We start from the raw sequence: 13908 nt of genomic DNA, 5'->3' as shown, positions 1-13908 counted from the left end.
GGGGCAGCCAGCCAGCGCAGCGCGCGGGGCGCGCTCCTCGCGGAGGCGGGGTCCGCGGCGGTTGCGGCGGACTGTGGTGAGGGTGCGGACATGCGCTCCACCTCTCAGGTCTCGGGGAAGGGCCGCTGCTGACCCGGGGTGCCCGGAGAGTTCAGCCGGTCGTGTTCCCCGGAGGAGCGGAGGAAAACGCCATGGTACTCACAGGCGCTCGCCGGTTTCGAAGGCGCGGGGCATGTCGCCCGGATCAGGCGGTCAGCAGGGTGATGGTTCCGCGGGCCAGCACGACGACGCCGCCCACGGTCGCGAGCGTCATGGCCAGTTTCTGCGCAGTCGCCTTGGACATGTGGCGGGCCAGCCATGTCCCGATCGCAATCCCGGCCAGGACCGTGAGCACGAGGGCCACCACTGCCACGAGCGCCGGAACGGGCAGGGCGAAGTGCACACCCGCCACCAGCTTGGAAGCGGCCGAGAGCGCCCCCATGGACATGAACACCGGCTGCATGGTGGCCGCGAAGTGCACCTGGTCCCACCGGGTCACTCGCGAGTAGATGACCATGGCCGGCGCCGCGACACCCGCGGTGGAGTTGAAGAACCCGCCGATCACGCCCGCGGGCACCACCGTGGCGCGTCGGGAGGCGTAGGGGGTGGCGGGGGAGAAGCGGGTGATGGCCAGCCCCGCGAGCACTACCGAGCCCACGGCCACCTGCAGCCACGCGCTGGGCACGTGGCGCACCACCACGGCCCCTGCCACGATGCCCGGAACCGCGGCCGCCACCAGGACGGCGGCGTGGCGCCACTCCACGAGCCGGCGCACGGAGAGCGTGATGAGGAACCCGGAGCACGTGGTGGCGGCGTTGGTGGCCAGCACGCCGGCACCCGGTCCCATGAGCAGGGACAGCACGGGCGCCACCACGAGGCCCACACCGGTGCCCGAGACCCGTTGCAGGACCGTGCCCACCAGGACGGCGGCCAGGGCGGCCAGCAGGATGCTCATGTGCTGCTCCTCGGGGTACGCCGCGCGTGTGCGGTTGGCGGGGCATGGCGCGGGGTCCGTGGTGCGGTGCACGGCAACCCCATGAACGGGGTCCATGCTCTCAGACGGGGCGCTCCCTCGTGGCCGTGCGCACCGGGGTGACGCCGCGGTGTCGTCGTGACCGGTGGCGGGCCCGACCCTGACAGCGGCGGGCAGCGGCGGAGGACGGTCCTGGCGTGCGGCACCGCGGCAGGGCCTACCCTGGCCCCATGGTGGAACAGAGCAGGTGGGTGGCCCAGGTGGCGCAGAACCCGAGGCACTCGCAGTGGTACATCGACAGGTTCCGCACCATGGCGCGGCGCGGCGAGGACATCGTGGGGGAGGCGCGCCTCGTGGACGCCATGGTCCCCCGCAGGGCGAGGATCCTGGACGCCGGCTGCGGAGCGGGACGGATCGCCGGCCACCTCCACGGGGTGGGCCACACGGTCACGGCCGTGGACGTGGACCCCGAGCTGATTCGCGCCGCCCGCGAGGACCACCCCGGGCCGGAATACCGTGTGGCGGACCTCGCGCTGCTGACCGAGCTGGACCTGGGCGACCCTTTCGACCTCATCGTGTGCGCCGGCAACGTGATGACGTTCCTGGCGGAGAGCACGCGCCGGGACGTGCTGCGCGGTTTCGCCGCCCACCTCGCGCACGAGGGACGCGCCGTCGTGGGCTTCGGCGCCGGACGCGGCTACCCCGCCGGAGACTTCCTCGACGACGCCGCCGCCTCGGGTCTGGCACCCCAGCTCACCCTCGCGGGGTGGGACCTGCGGCCGTGGACCGAGGACAGCGACTTCATGGTGACCGTTCTGGGCAAGGCTCCCGGGCAGACCCCGTACGCTTGACCCGCACACGTGTGTTGGGTGAACGGGAAGAGGTACACGCATGTCCGCTGGACTTGCCGCACTGCTGGACGACGTCGCGGCGCTCGCCAAGATGGCGGCCGCGAACGTCGACGACATTGCCGGGGCCGCCGGGCGGGCAAGCGCGAAGGCCGCGGGCGTCGTCGTGGACGACACCGCCGTGACCCCCCGCTACGTGGAGGGCATCAGCCCGAGCCGCGAGCTGCCGATCATCAAGAAGATCACGATCGGCTCGCTGCGCAACAAGCTGCTCATCATCCTGCCGATCGCCCTGATCCTGAGCGAGTTCGCGCCGTGGCTGCTCACGCCCCTGCTCATGCTCGGCGGGACCTACCTGTGCTTCGAGGGTGCGGAGGCCATCGGCGAGCACCTGTTCTCCAAGGGCCACGCGGAGAAGAAGCCTGCAGCGGAAAAGGGCCCGGAGGCGGAGAAGAAGATCACCGCGGGCGCCATCCGCACGGACCTCATTCTCAGCGCGGAGATCATGGTGATCTCCCTCAACGAGGTGGCCAACGAGCCCCTGCTGGCCCGCACACTCATCCTGATCGCGGTGGCCATCTTCATCACGTTCCTGGTCTACGGGGTCGTGGCCCTGATCGTGAAGATGGACGACATCGGCCTGGCCATGGCCAAGCGGGACTCGGAGAAGTCCCAGCGCTTCGGTGAGTTCCTGGTGCGCGCCATGCCCTCGGTCCTCAACGTGATTTCCATCGTGGGCATGTTCGCCATGTTGTGGGTCGGCGGACACATCATCCTGGTGGGCACGGCGGAGCTGGGGTTCACCGCCCCGGAGGAGCTCGTCCACCACCTCAGCGAGGCCGTGCACCACGTGGCCGTGGTGGGTCCCGTGCTCGCGTGGCTCGTGGAGACGGTGTGCGCGCTGGTCCTCGGCGTCATCTGGGGCGCGATCATCGTGGGCATCGTCCACGTCCTGCCGTTCGGCAAGAAGCACGACGACGACGCCGCGTCGGCCTCGGAGGCCGATGCCCAGGGCACTGCGCCCCGGCAGGACCAGGGCTCCGGGACCGCGGCTCCTGTCCACGGTTCCGACCTCGGATCCCCGAGCGCCGGCTCGGGATCGAGTGCGGCGCAGGATCCCTCCACCGGTCGGTGACCGCGCGCCGATCCGGCCACCGCTCAGGTCGCGGGTGGGCCGGGGGCATGGACCGGGTGTTTCCCCGGGGTGCCTTTCGTGGCGGGTGTTCGGGGACCGTCTGACCTCCGGGCCATACTGGGCCTATGGCATACCCCACCCAGCCCGTCCTGGTCACGGGCGGCACCGGCTTCATCGCCGGCCACTGCATCCTCCAGCTCCTGCACGCGGGGCGGCCCGTGCGCACCACGGTGCGCTCCGAGTCGAGCGCGCGGCGGGCCCGGAGCATCCTGGTGCGTGCCGGTGCGCAGAACGTGGACCTGCTCGAGTTCGTCACGGCGGACCTCACACGGGATGACGGGTGGCTGGACGCCACCCGGGGAACGGCGGGGGTTCTGCACGTGGCCTCCCCGGTGGCGCCGGGGCGTGTGGAGAACGAGGACGATCTCGTGGTCCCCGCCAGGGAAGGGGCGCTTCGGGTGCTGCGGGCCGCTGCGGACACCGGAGCACCGCGCGTGGTGCTGACGTCCGCGTTCCACGCCGTGGGGTTCGGGCACGGGGCCGTGGACCGGGTTTTCACGGAGGCCGACTGGTCCCCCCTGGACGGCCCCGGCATGGACGCCTACGGCCGGAGCAAGGTGCTCTCGGAACGGGCGGCCTGGGACTTCGCGGAGCGTCACCCGCAGCTGGAGCTGGTGACCATGCTTCCGACTGCCGTGGTGGGCCCCGTGCTCAGCGACGCGGTCACAGGGACCAACCACATGCTGCAGATGCTGCTGAACGGCAGGATGCCCGGCGTCCCGGACGTGGCCGTGCCGCTGGTGGACGTGCGGGATGTTGCCGCCGCGCACATCTCCGCGCTGGGGGCGCCCCGCGCCGCCGGGCAGCGCATCCTGGTGGCCTCGCAGGAGGCAGCCACCCCGCTGCGGGAGGTGGCCGAGCTGCTGCGCACCACGTTCCCGGAGACCCGGGCCGGCAGGCCCGTGCGCCGCGTCCCGTCCGGTCTGATCCGCGCCGCCGCACTCGTGGTTCCGGCGGCCCGGAGCATGGTCCCTGACCTCGGGACCGTGAAGCGGGTGTCCGCTGCACGCCAGCATGAACTCTTGGGCATCTCTCCGCGCCCGTGGGGCACAGCCGTGGTGGACGGCGCCCGATCCATGGTGGAGCGGGGCCTGGCGGGATGAGTGCGGTGTCCGTCGCGGTCCCGTGGCCCACGCCACCTCTGAAGGACCGGGCCGCACGCTCTGGGCCCCGCCCGGCGTCCTGAGCCCACCGTCCGTACCGCGGGAGGGGGAGTCACCGCAGGTCAGAACGGCCAGCATCGCAGAACAGGAGACCAGGGGATGGCATGATCGTTCACTGGACGGACGTGCGCCCCCGGCACGCCTGACCACCGCCGCGACCGGGCCTGAGCTGACCGGTCGGGGCCACAACTGCACATCCCCCTCAGAAAGCATCCCCCCATGCCTTCCCCCCGTTCTTCCGTCATGCCCGCTGCAGTCCTGTGTGCGGCAACCCTGACCCTGCTGGCCGGCTCTCCCGCCGCAGCAGCCCCACCGCAGCCGCAGCAGGCGACCGTTCAGGCGCCCCGCGCGGTCCCTCCCACCACGGCGTTCCACCAGAGGTTCACCGCGGCGGGACTGACCTCCACCTACCACGTCTACGCGGACGGCCTGGACCCCTCGAAGGCCGTGGGAGCGGTCTTCTACCTGGGTGGCGACTACGACAAGCCCGGCGAGTCCTGGGTCCACGACCCCGGGGGATCGCACATGCGGGCCATGGCCGCGGAGGCCCGGAAGAAGAACATGGTGCTGGTGGTCCCGATCTCACCGGACCGTCAGGCCAGGGGCAACGGCATCACGTGGTGGGAGGAAGCGGATGCCAACGGCGACTGGTTCCGGGCCCTGCAGAGCTCCCTCACGGCCCGGTACGGGCTGGACACCTCCCGCGTGTGGCTCACCGGCTACTCGGGCGGTGCCGAGTTCATCACCTACGAGCTGCTCGCGGACCGGCAGAGCTGGATCAAGGGCGGGGGTGCCACGATCATCGGCGGCGGCGGCTCCTACGGGATGCAGACGGACCCCGGGGCCGCGGTGCGCTCCCTGCCCCTGAGCTGGCACGTGGGGTCCGAGGACGTGGCGGGCAGCACCAACCCGCCCACGTGGTCGGCCCGCAACGCGGCGACCAAGGGCCAGAAGCGCTACGTGAAGGACGGGTTCACCCGCACCTCCCTGTCCACCCTGCCGGGGGTCGACCACGAGGAGTACGACATCGTGGGCCTGTTGCGTCACGACCTCGCGGCACTGCCCCCGGCTCCACCCGCACAGACCTCGTCCTGGTTGAAGGGCGCCATCAGGACCGACTACCTGGCCACCGGCGGGGCTGCGCGCTACGGACAGCCCACCTCCCCCGAGAAGCCCACGGGCCACCGGGGCGGGGTCTACCAGGGCTTCACGGCCAACTACACCTACTACTGGAGCTCGCAGACCGGGGCGCACCCCGTGAAGTGGGGGACCGGCATCGGCAACGCGTACCGGGCCGCCGGTCTGGAACGCGCGTGGGGATATCCCGTGATGGCGGAGAAGCTTTTCTCCGGTGGGGCGTACCAGGACTTCCACCAGGGCAGCGCCCGCTTCCGGGCCATGTACTCACCCCGCGGAGGAACGCACGTGGTCAAGCTCAGCGGGGGGATCGGCTCGGCATGGTCCAGGGCAGGACACGAGCACGGCTGGGGCTTTCCCGTCACGGACGAGTACGCGGTGTCCGGGGGCATGGCGCAGAAGTTCTCCAACGGGTGCACCGCCACGTGGCACCGCGCCACGGGGAAGGTGACGGTCGCGCGGGGCTGACCACGGCGGCGTCGTGCCCCGCCGTGGTCACCGCTGCCGCGCGCTCAGGGCCGTTCCGGCTCCGCGGCCTTCGCGCGGCTCGCGGGCATGAGGAACTTCCAGGGGCTCTGCTCGAGGGACAGCGGCATGGGCACCTCGATCACCGTGGGGCGCCGGGCGGCGATCGCCTCCGTCATGGCCGTGCGCAGCTCGTCCGGGGACGTGGCGCGCAGGCCCAGGGCACCGAAGGACTCCGCCAGCGCCACGAAGTCCGGATTGGCCAGCTCGGTGGCGGAGCCGTGGCCGTAGATCCGCACCTGGTCCGCCTGGACGTTGCCAAAGGCCTGGTTGTCGAACACCACCGTGATGAGGTTCAGCCCGTGCTGCACGGCGGTGGCGAGCTCCTGCACGCCGTACAGGAAACCACCGTCCCCGGTCACGGAGACCACCACGCTGTCCCGGTTCGCGGCCTGCACCCCCAGCGCCGTCTGGAAGCCGTATCCCAGGTTGCCCTGGTAGCCGCTGGTGATGAAGTGGCGGGGCTCGTAGACCTCCAGTGCAAAGATGGACGCGAAGCCGATCTGCGAGACCTCCTCCACGAAGTATCCGTCCCGGGGGAGCGTCTCGCGGATCGCGGCCAGGTAGTCGCTGTGGGGCTGCAGCTGTGCAATCTCGGCCCGGACGCCCTCCTTGACCTCCTCGAACTCCGCGGAGCGGGATGCCCGTGCGGGCATGTCGTCGAGGGCTTCGAGCAGCTGCGCGGTGACCGCCCGGGCGTCCCCGGTGAGCGGCACGTCCGGCGTGAGCCGATCCTGCTGGGCCGCGTCGATGTCCACGTTCACGGTGCGCAGCCCCTCGGGGGTGTCCGGCCAGCGGAACCACACGAGCTCCTGCCGGGTGCCGATGCCGAGCAGCACGTCCGTCTCCGCCCAGCGCTCGAAGCCCTGAGCGCTCGTGAACCCCAGCGGGTGCTCGTCGGACACGATCCCGCGACCACCCCGTAGGGACACCACAGGGGCCTGCAGCTTCTCGGCCAGGGCCAGAATCTCCGTGCCCGCGTGCCGGGCACCGCTGCCCACCATGAGCATGGGGTTGCGGGCGGAGCGCAGCAGCTCCGCGGCGCGGGCCACCTCACCCGCGTCCGCCTCCGGTGCAGCCACGGGCGGCGCCACCACGCTCTGCATCTCCGCCTTCTGCGTGAGCACATCCCACGGGATGGCGACGACGCTGGGTCCGGGCCGCCCGCCGGTCGCTCGGGTGAACGCCTCGGCCACCGCCGCGGGCACCTCGGCGGGGTCGGTCACGGTGCACGCGGACTTGGTGAACGAGGCCACCGTGGCCTGCTGGTCCGGCATCTCGTGCAGGTGGCCCATCCCCCTGCCGATGAACTCGGTGGGGATCTCGCTCGTGAGGCACACCGTGGGCGTGCTCGTCGCCAGCGAGGTCAGCATGCCCGCGCCGGCATTGAGCACGCCCGGTCCGGGCACCACGCTGAACACGCCCGGGCGCCCGGTGGACTGGGCGTAGCCCAGCGCCATGTAGGCGCTCGCCTGCTCGTGCCGCGTGGCAATGACCTCGATGCCGGGTTCCTTCCGCAGAGCCTCGAACAGCTCGTAGGTCTGCACACCGGGGATCCCGAACACGGTGTCCACGCCGTGCTCCCGCAGCGCCGCCACGGCGGCCCGACCGGCGGTCGTCCCGCGGGGCGAGCCGGAATCGTGGGCGGCCGCGGCGTCGTCGTGCGTGCTCATGCGTGCCGCTCCTACTCGCCGAGGTCCGCGTGCTCGGTGGCGGGCTGCTCGGAGCGGCGGGTCACGAACACGCCCGTCAGCGCGATCAGCGCCGTGGCGGTGACCGTGAGCAGCAGCTGGTTGCGGGAGGCTGGGTCGAACATGGTGACCACCACGATCAGCACGAGCATGGCCACCGTGAGGTAGGACAGGAACGGGAAGAGCGGCATGGTATACGTGCTGGCACGCACCCCGGGATTCTCCCGCTCGCGGCGGTGGCGCAGGGTGATCTGCGAGGCGGCCACGGAGATCCAGATGATGATGATCGTGGAGCCCACGATTGCCAGCAGCGTGTCCAGCACCTTGCCCGGGAACAGCGCCTCCAGGATGCTCGCCACGAACCCGAAGGACACCGTGAGCAGCACGGCGCGGCGCGGCACACTGTTGTGCGCGGTGCGCTTGATCGCGGCCGGCGCGTAGTTGCGCTGGGCCAGGGAGTGCATCATGCGTGACGCGGCATAGATGTTGGCGTTGAGCGCACTGAGCAGGGCGAACACGGCGATCAGAGCCATGATGCTGCCCGCAGCCGGGAGGCCGGCGACGTTCAGCACCGCCGCGAAGGGGCCCTCGGGCGGATCCGCCTGGGAGGGCGGCAGGATCGCGACCATGATGAACACCGAGCCGATGTAGAACAGCACGATGCGCCACGCCACGGTGCGGATGGCCGTGGCCACGCTCTTCTGCGGGTCCGCGGTCTCACCCGCGGCGATCGCCACGATCTCGGTGCCGCCGAAGGAGAAGATCACGATCAGCAGGCCCGCACCCACACCGGCGATCCCGGTGGGGGCGAAGTCCTGGAAGTTGGACAGCCCGCCCTCGTGGCCGGGGATCACTCCGAAGAGCATCAGGATGCCGACCACCAGGAACGCCAGGATCACGCCCACCTTGAGGAACGCGAACCAGAACTCGAACTCGCCGTACTTGCTCACGGCGAACATGTTGATCACGGTGAAGACGGCCATGAAGACCAGGCTCAGCACCCAGGTGGGTGGCACGCCGATCCCGGCCACGGAGTCCCCCAGGATGCCCGTGAGGATCGTGGCGGCTCCGTTGGCCTCGGCGGCGGTCACGACCGCGAGCTGCACCCAGTACAGCCAGCCCACGGTGTACCCGGCCACGGGGCCGAAGGCGTTCTGCGCGTGGGTGGAGAAGGCGCCGCTCGTGGGGTTCGCGGCGGAGAGCTCGCCGATCATCCACATGATGAGGACCACCAGGGCGCCCGCCACCACGTAGGAGACGAGGATGGCGGGGCCCGCCACGGCCACGCCCTTGCCGCTGCCCAGGAACAGGCCCGCGCCGATCGCGCCGCCCAGTCCCATCATGGTCAGCTGGCGGGGCTTGAGGCCGCGGACGGTCTTGGTGGAGGCGTCCGGGGCGTGACCCGGGGCCTGAGGGGTGGTGCTCATGGGGTTCAGCCCTCGTTCCGGGAGGTCGCGGCGCCGTCGAGGTGGGCGCGGACTTCCTCCGCAGCCACCAGGAAGGCCTGGTTGCCGGCGGGGGAGCCGATGCTCACGCGGATGCCCTCGTCGGTGAAGGCGCGCACGATCACGCCGTGCCGGGTGAAGATCTCCTCCGCGGCCGCGGTGTGCTCACCCGTGCGCAGCCACACGAAGTTCGCCTGCGACTCGACGACGTCCCAGCCCTGCTCCGTGAGCCGCTGGTGCACGTGGTCGCGCTGCTCCACGAGGGCGGTGATGCGCTCCTCGACCTCGGACTCTGCGGCGAGGCTGGCCAGGGCCGCCTGCTGCGCCAGGTTGGTCACTCCGAAGGGAATGGCCACAGCCCGCAGCGCGGCGCTGATGTAGTCCGGGGAGATCGCGTAGCCGATGCGCAGACCGGCCAGCCCGTACGCCTTGGAGAACGTGTGGAGGACCACCACGTTCGGGTAGGCGCGGAAGAAGTCGATGCCGCGGGCCGCGTCCGGGTCCACGTTGAAGTGCACGTAGGCCTCGTCCACCACCACGAGCACGTGCTCGGGGACCTGCTTCATGAACTCGTGGAGCTCGTCAGCGGTCACGGAGGTGCCGGTGGGGTTGTTGGGTGTGCAGACCAGGATCACCTTGGTGCGCTCGGTGACGGCCGCGGCCATGGCCGGCAGGTCGTGGCGCTCGTTCTCGTCCAGCGGCACGTGCACGGCCTTGGCGCCCGCGAGCCCCGTGAGGATCGGGTACGCCTCGAAGGAGCGCCACGCGAAAACGACCTCGTCGCCCTCCTCGCACACGGCGCGGATGATCTGGGAGGCGACCTCCACGGAACCGCTGCCGAAGCTCACGGACGAGGGCTCCACGCCCCAGCGGCTGGCCACGGCTTCCGTGACGGCCTGGCAGGTCATGTCCGGGTAGAGGTTCATCTCCGGGGACATCTGGTTGACCGCGTCCAGGACGGACGGCAGGGGCGGGTACGGGTTCTCGTTCGAGGACAGCTTGTACGTGATGACGTCGGACGAGGCCGCGGACTTCCCCGGCTTGTACGGGGGAAGCGACTGCAGGGCGGAACGCAGGGACACGGCGGATCGGGCCGCGTCTCCCGAAGAATAATGGGACACGAAGGACTCCTTGCGGGATCTGTGGTGGCAGTCACAGTGACACAGCCCATGGGGGCGCACAACCGGGTCAGTCCGGAGTGAGCACAATGTGCAGTTCTCAGCGTGTGTGCCGGTGATCACTGCACAATATGTCATGTGCAACGCGTGTGCGGTGGCACTCAGGCGGTACTCAGGCAAGGGGATCGGATATGAAGATCGACGAGCTCGACGTCCGGATCGTGCAGCTGTTCAGCGAGGATTCCGGGATCGGGGTGCTCGCGGCGTCGCGCGCGCTCGGGGTGGCCCGCCCCACTGTGCAGTCCCGCCTCGACAAGCTCAAGGCCGCCGGTGTGATCCAGGACGTGGCACCCACCTTGAACCCGGCCCGGTTCGGCTACCCCGTGATGGCGATCGTCTCCATCGAGATCAGCCAGGGGGTGGGCCACGTTCCCGTGGGGGAGGCGCTGCGCGAGATCCCCGAGGTGATCGAGATGTACACGGTCTCCGGGGACCACGACGTGATGGTCCGCGTGGTGGCCCGCTCCAACGACGACCTGCAGCGGGTCATCGACGCGATCGCCCGGACCGGAGCCGTGAACCGCACCCGCAGCGTGGTGGTGCTGCAGACCCACTTCCAGAACCGGGTGCTGCCGCTGTTCGCGCAGGTGGGCGGGTCGGCCGCGGCACAGGAGGGATAATTCGGGCCCCGGCGAGTTGAGAAGTCGCGAACAACCCAAATGGATGCCTTGGTTCGTACCGGCGCACCCACCACTGCTCGTGCAGTGCGGCTTGCAGTCTTTCGTGGCGGACGCGCAACTGCCCATTTTCGAAAGATGGTTGTCGACGACGGTGGCAGCCCTATGCGTCGTTGTTCATGACGTACCGCGTCCCCTTGCGTCCCTGGCCGCCCTGCATCGCCACAAGACCCTCCGCGAGCGGCAAGCGCAGGGCATAGCGGAGTTGGGATGTGGTCAAACCCGTCTGGACTGCGAGATCTTCCAGCCGAAGAGGGGAATGGAGACGCAGAACCTCCAGCACCTTGGCTTCGTGAACGGTAGGGGCGGAGGTTTGCGGCGTGGCCTTGCTGCGCTGCGCTGCGCTCGCAGCAGGCGGAGTCCCGGAATGCGGGGTCTGGCTCGTGGGGCGCCACAGCAGTGCCTTGAACTGCACCCCCGTGTCGTGCAACTGCGGGCGCGGCAGGCCGTGCCGGCGGGCGGCGTCGTAGACCTCCCGGAGCCCGCCGCCCTCGCCTTCGATGATCGAAGCGCCGTCACTCGTGGTGAGCCTTTTTGCCATCTGGTAAACGCGCTGGTTCACTGCAGCCTGAGCATGGTCCTCACTTTCAAGCTGTGCGAGAGACACCCCGCGCAGTCCCCCGGGGCTCAGGACGAACAGATTTCTTGGCGTCAGTCTGACCTGGATCGACTTGCCCACACCGAGGGTGTTCGGTCCCAAATCCCGGTGGACGAGAGCATTTCCGATGAGCTCTCGGACGGCGTTCAACGGGATCTCGGCCACGGATTCCATGTGCCCGTCTTCCCTGTACCGCTGAACTGTGCCCAGGTTCCGCCGAACCCATGCCAAGAGGTCTTCGAGAAGGACGGGGAGTGGCCCGGTGAAATCCTCCAAATTCTGATTTCGAACATTGCCCCCGCTCTCCGGCAGCTGCACGGCAGCCGTGACAGTGAGCCCTGGATAGTGTCCCTGGGGATACATGCCGAGGGCATAGAGTCCTGCGAGGGTCGGAACGCCGTCCGCCGTCACCACCGAGGTCGTGCGAAGAATCTTGTCGTCGTCAAGCGATCGAAGACGCTGGTCCCGCTCGCGGGTGGTGTGAAGGTACGCGCTCACCGCCTCGGGCAGCAGATCGTCGATGGAGCGGCCCCGCGCTGGCTGAAGGTCGTAGTCGACCTGTTCGTCAGCGTGCAGCTTGGCCACCTCCAGCATCCGGAGTTCGTGCTCCTGCATGGTGTAGTCGCCGTCCGATTGCCGTAGGTAGGCTCGACCGCCCGTAGTTGCCGGTTTGTCGACGATGCGCAATGGGGCAACGTGGGCCACGAGCACGACACGCCCATCGAGGGTGTGGGTTTCGGTCGTGATGTGCGGGGAGGGGGACACCGATTGTCTCGCGGTGGCTACGAGCCCGCTTTCTGCTGCTGCGACGTCGTCCAGTCCTGTCACGTCGAACGACCCCGAGGACTCGTCGACCCCCAGGATGATGCTTCCGCCCCCGGGCATGTTTGCGAAGGCACAGATGGTGTCGGCGAGGTGGGGTAGGCCACCGGACGCCCGTTTGACTTCGACCGAGGTGGTGTCTCCCCTGCGGGCGCGCATGTCTTCCAGAACGGACTGCAGACGGGCGGTGCTCCATGCCATGGCGTCAGAGTACTGGCATCAGTGACAAAATTGTGAGTTTGATTGACACTTTGATTCTCAGTGACGGTGCAAGTGAGTGACAAGTGCGTGATGAGAGTCCCCGGGGGTGCATGACCATCGGAATGACAGAAGTCCCGCCCGACCATCCGGTCGAACGGGACTTCCTGCGGTGCGCGAGGGGGGAGTTGAACCCCCACGCCCTCTCGGGCACACGGACCTGAACCGTGCGCGTCTGCCTATTCCGCCACTCGCGCTCGTTGTCCCACGCGGCGTACGCCCGTGAGCAACGTCGAAAAGCCTACCCCACCCTGCCCGGGTTGGCGAATCGTGGCCTCGGAAGGCGGGGTGCGGCGCGCGACAGCGCGTCGCGGCGTGCTCGGAGCCGGGGGCGACGCTGCCCGCGACCCGGGCCGCGGCGGCGTCGCCATCACATGCTGACCGTGAGCCCCGTCCACGCGATCGAGGCGCAGAGAAGTCCCGCCACCGCGTACAGCGTGAGGGGCACGAGCAGCAGGATCTCCCGTCCGGATCCGGCGTTGCCCAGCAGGGGGAGGCGCACGAACGAGCGCCGCCGGTAGAGGGAGGCGGGGAGCGGGAGGGGGAGGCGCAGCGGCCACAGCAGGTGGATGCCCTGGGTGGTCAGCAGGTCGCCGGCCATGTGCACGGCGCACCCGAGTCCCACGGCCACCACGAACCAGTGCGGATGCTCCGGGGGGTTCGCGGCCACGAACGCCCCGAGCAGGATGCCCACCACCCAGTTGGCGTGGGAGAGCCGGTCCGGGACGAAGGCCAGCACCTTGACCGCGCACGCGATCAGCAGCACGGACAGCACCGCGGCCAGCGGCCACACCTGCCCGGGCAACGACGCCGCCGCGTCACCGACCGCCCCCGATCTCACGGACCCTGCGCCCAGCCCGCCGGACACCGCGGCACCGGTGGCCGCACCGGCTGCCGTATGCGCCGTGGACTCGGTGCCGCTCCACTGCAGGGCGTCGCCCACCGGAACAGAAGCGCGCTGGGAGAGCTCGGCGAGCACCATGATCGCAAGCAAGCCCAGAAGCGAGTGCGTGCCGTGGCGGTGCCCGCCGGCGAGTCGGCTCAGGCCCTTCGCGAGCCAGCGCGAGACCGGCGGCAGGGACCGTGCCACGGTTCCGCCCGGGTGGTCGAGGTCCGGCAGCAGGGCGGCCCCGGCGCAGATCAGCGCGCCGGTGACCACCCCGGGATCACCCACGGGCATGAGGCCGAGGCCCACGGGGAAGGAGACGTCGGCGAGATCCACGGTGTAGGTGCCGGTCAGTGCGACCCACGCGGCGGCACCGCACGCGGCGTGGCTGGGGCCCATCACGGGGCGGTCCTGGACATGGGGCGGTCCTTTCCAGACCTCGGGGAAGAAGAGAAACCCCAGGTTAGGAACGG

Annotated in this window: 11 protein-coding genes and 1 tRNA gene; 5 read left to right on the top strand and 7 right to left on the bottom strand. The window is 70.0% G+C overall.

All coding sequences use genetic code 11. From position 1 onward, the window contains the following. Nucleotides 1–244 precede the first annotated feature (244 nt). Nucleotides 245–994, bottom strand: coding sequence for a sulfite exporter TauE/SafE family protein (locus D9R02_RS02040; RefSeq protein WP_039101371.1), 750 nt, complete (start codon nt 992–994; stop codon nt 245–247). A gap of 248 nt (nt 995–1242) precedes the next feature. Here D9R02_RS02040 and D9R02_RS02035 point away from each other — a divergent pair, with 248 nt between their 5' ends. From D9R02_RS02035 to D9R02_RS02020, 4 genes are all read left to right on the top strand, one after another. Then, nucleotides 1243–1863 (top strand): class I SAM-dependent methyltransferase, encoded by a 621-nt coding sequence (locus tag D9R02_RS02035; protein WP_039101395.1) that lies wholly within the window; start codon nt 1243–1245, stop codon nt 1861–1863. A 40-nt stretch (nt 1864–1903) separates the two neighbouring features. Further along, nucleotides 1904–2995 carry a DUF808 domain-containing protein gene (locus D9R02_RS02030; RefSeq protein WP_039101372.1) on the top strand — a complete coding sequence of 364 codons (1092 nt, stop codon included), beginning with the start codon at nt 1904–1906 and terminating at the stop codon, nt 2993–2995. Between the two features lie 125 nt (nt 2996–3120). After that, complete coding sequence (locus tag D9R02_RS02025) at nt 3121–4158, top strand: NAD-dependent epimerase/dehydratase family protein (RefSeq protein WP_039101373.1); 1038 nt, start codon at nt 3121–3123, stop codon at nt 4156–4158. Between the two features lie 303 nt (nt 4159–4461). Next, nucleotides 4462–5823 carry a hypothetical protein gene (locus tag D9R02_RS02020; RefSeq protein WP_121566225.1) on the top strand — a complete coding sequence of 454 codons (1362 nt, stop codon included), beginning with the start codon at nt 4462–4464 and terminating at the stop codon, nt 5821–5823. 44 nt (nt 5824–5867) lie between these two features. On the opposite strand, the gene D9R02_RS02015 is transcribed toward D9R02_RS02020, so the two are convergent. From D9R02_RS02015 to hisC, 3 genes are read right to left on the bottom strand one after another with little or no spacing between them, the layout of a single operon-like run. Continuing rightward, on the bottom strand, nt 5868–7553 hold the full coding sequence (locus D9R02_RS02015) for a thiamine pyrophosphate-dependent enzyme (protein WP_039101374.1): 1686 nt from the start codon (nt 7551–7553) through the stop codon (nt 5868–5870). Nucleotides 7554–7564: 11 nt separating this feature from the next. Then, nucleotides 7565–8998: an amino acid permease gene (locus D9R02_RS02010; protein WP_039101375.1), complete on the bottom strand. Its 1434-nt coding sequence runs from the start codon at nt 8996–8998 to the stop codon at nt 7565–7567. Nucleotides 8999–9003: 5 nt separating this feature from the next. Next, entirely contained in the window at nt 9004–10137 is a 1134-nt protein-coding gene (gene hisC / locus D9R02_RS02005) for a histidinol-phosphate transaminase (protein ID WP_181950985.1), read from the bottom strand. Between the two features lie 188 nt (nt 10138–10325). On the opposite strand from hisC, the gene D9R02_RS02000 reads away from it, so the two are divergent. After that, on the top strand, nt 10326–10814 hold the full coding sequence (locus D9R02_RS02000; RefSeq protein WP_019311071.1) for an Lrp/AsnC family transcriptional regulator: 489 nt from the start codon (nt 10326–10328) through the stop codon (nt 10812–10814). Nucleotides 10815–10974: 160 nt separating this feature from the next. Here D9R02_RS02000 and D9R02_RS01995 read toward each other — a convergent pair whose 3' ends face one another. The 3 genes from D9R02_RS01995 to D9R02_RS01985 all read right to left on the bottom strand — a co-directional run bounded on the left by D9R02_RS01995 (nt 10975) and on the right by D9R02_RS01985 (nt 13834). Beyond that, entirely contained in the window at nt 10975–12492 is a 1518-nt protein-coding gene (locus D9R02_RS01995; RefSeq protein WP_259463890.1) for an RNA/DNA-binding domain-containing protein, read from the bottom strand. Between the two features lie 170 nt (nt 12493–12662). Continuing rightward, nucleotides 12663–12746, bottom strand: a tRNA-Leu gene (locus tag D9R02_RS01990). Between the two features lie 173 nt (nt 12747–12919). Next, nucleotides 12920–13834, bottom strand: a complete 915-nt coding sequence (locus tag D9R02_RS01985) for a metal-dependent hydrolase (RefSeq protein ID WP_121566227.1) — start codon at nt 13832–13834, stop codon at nt 12920–12922. Nucleotides 13835–13908: the final 74 nt, after the last annotated feature.

Origin of the sequence: Kocuria rhizophila, from assembly GCF_003667225.1 — a bacterium.
Classification (GTDB): Bacteria; Actinomycetota; Actinomycetes; order Actinomycetales; family Micrococcaceae; genus Kocuria; species Kocuria rhizophila.
Note: the sequence above shows the minus strand (reverse complement) of the source record. Positions and strands in the feature narration are given on the sequence as shown.

What these genes read in the sequence shown, in the direction of transcription:
- D9R02_RS02040 (WP_039101371.1), bottom strand. Translation starts at nt 994, where the DNA reads ATGAGCATCCTGCTGGCCGCCCTGGCCGCCGTCCTGGTGGGCACGGTC.
- D9R02_RS02035 (WP_039101395.1), top strand. Translation starts at nt 1,243, where the DNA reads ATGGTGGAACAGAGCAGGTGGGTGGCCCAGGTGGCGCAGAACCCGAGG.
- D9R02_RS02030 (WP_039101372.1), top strand. Translation starts at nt 1,904, where the DNA reads ATGTCCGCTGGACTTGCCGCACTGCTGGACGACGTCGCGGCGCTCGCC.
- D9R02_RS02025 (WP_039101373.1), top strand. Translation starts at nt 3,121, where the DNA reads ATGGCATACCCCACCCAGCCCGTCCTGGTCACGGGCGGCACCGGCTTC.
- D9R02_RS02020 (WP_121566225.1), top strand. Translation starts at nt 4,462, where the DNA reads ATGCCCGCTGCAGTCCTGTGTGCGGCAACCCTGACCCTGCTGGCCGGC.
- D9R02_RS02015 (WP_039101374.1), bottom strand. Translation starts at nt 7,553, where the DNA reads ATGAGCACGCACGACGACGCCGCGGCCGCCCACGATTCCGGCTCGCCC.
- D9R02_RS02010 (WP_039101375.1), bottom strand. Translation starts at nt 8,998, where the DNA reads ATGAGCACCACCCCTCAGGCCCCGGGTCACGCCCCGGACGCCTCCACC.
- D9R02_RS02000 (WP_019311071.1), top strand. Translation starts at nt 10,326, where the DNA reads ATGAAGATCGACGAGCTCGACGTCCGGATCGTGCAGCTGTTCAGCGAG.
- D9R02_RS01995 (WP_259463890.1), bottom strand. Translation starts at nt 12,492, where the DNA reads ATGGCATGGAGCACCGCCCGTCTGCAGTCCGTTCTGGAAGACATGCGC.
- D9R02_RS01985 (WP_121566227.1), bottom strand. Translation starts at nt 13,834, where the DNA reads ATGGGCCCCAGCCACGCCGCGTGCGGTGCCGCCGCGTGGGTCGCACTG.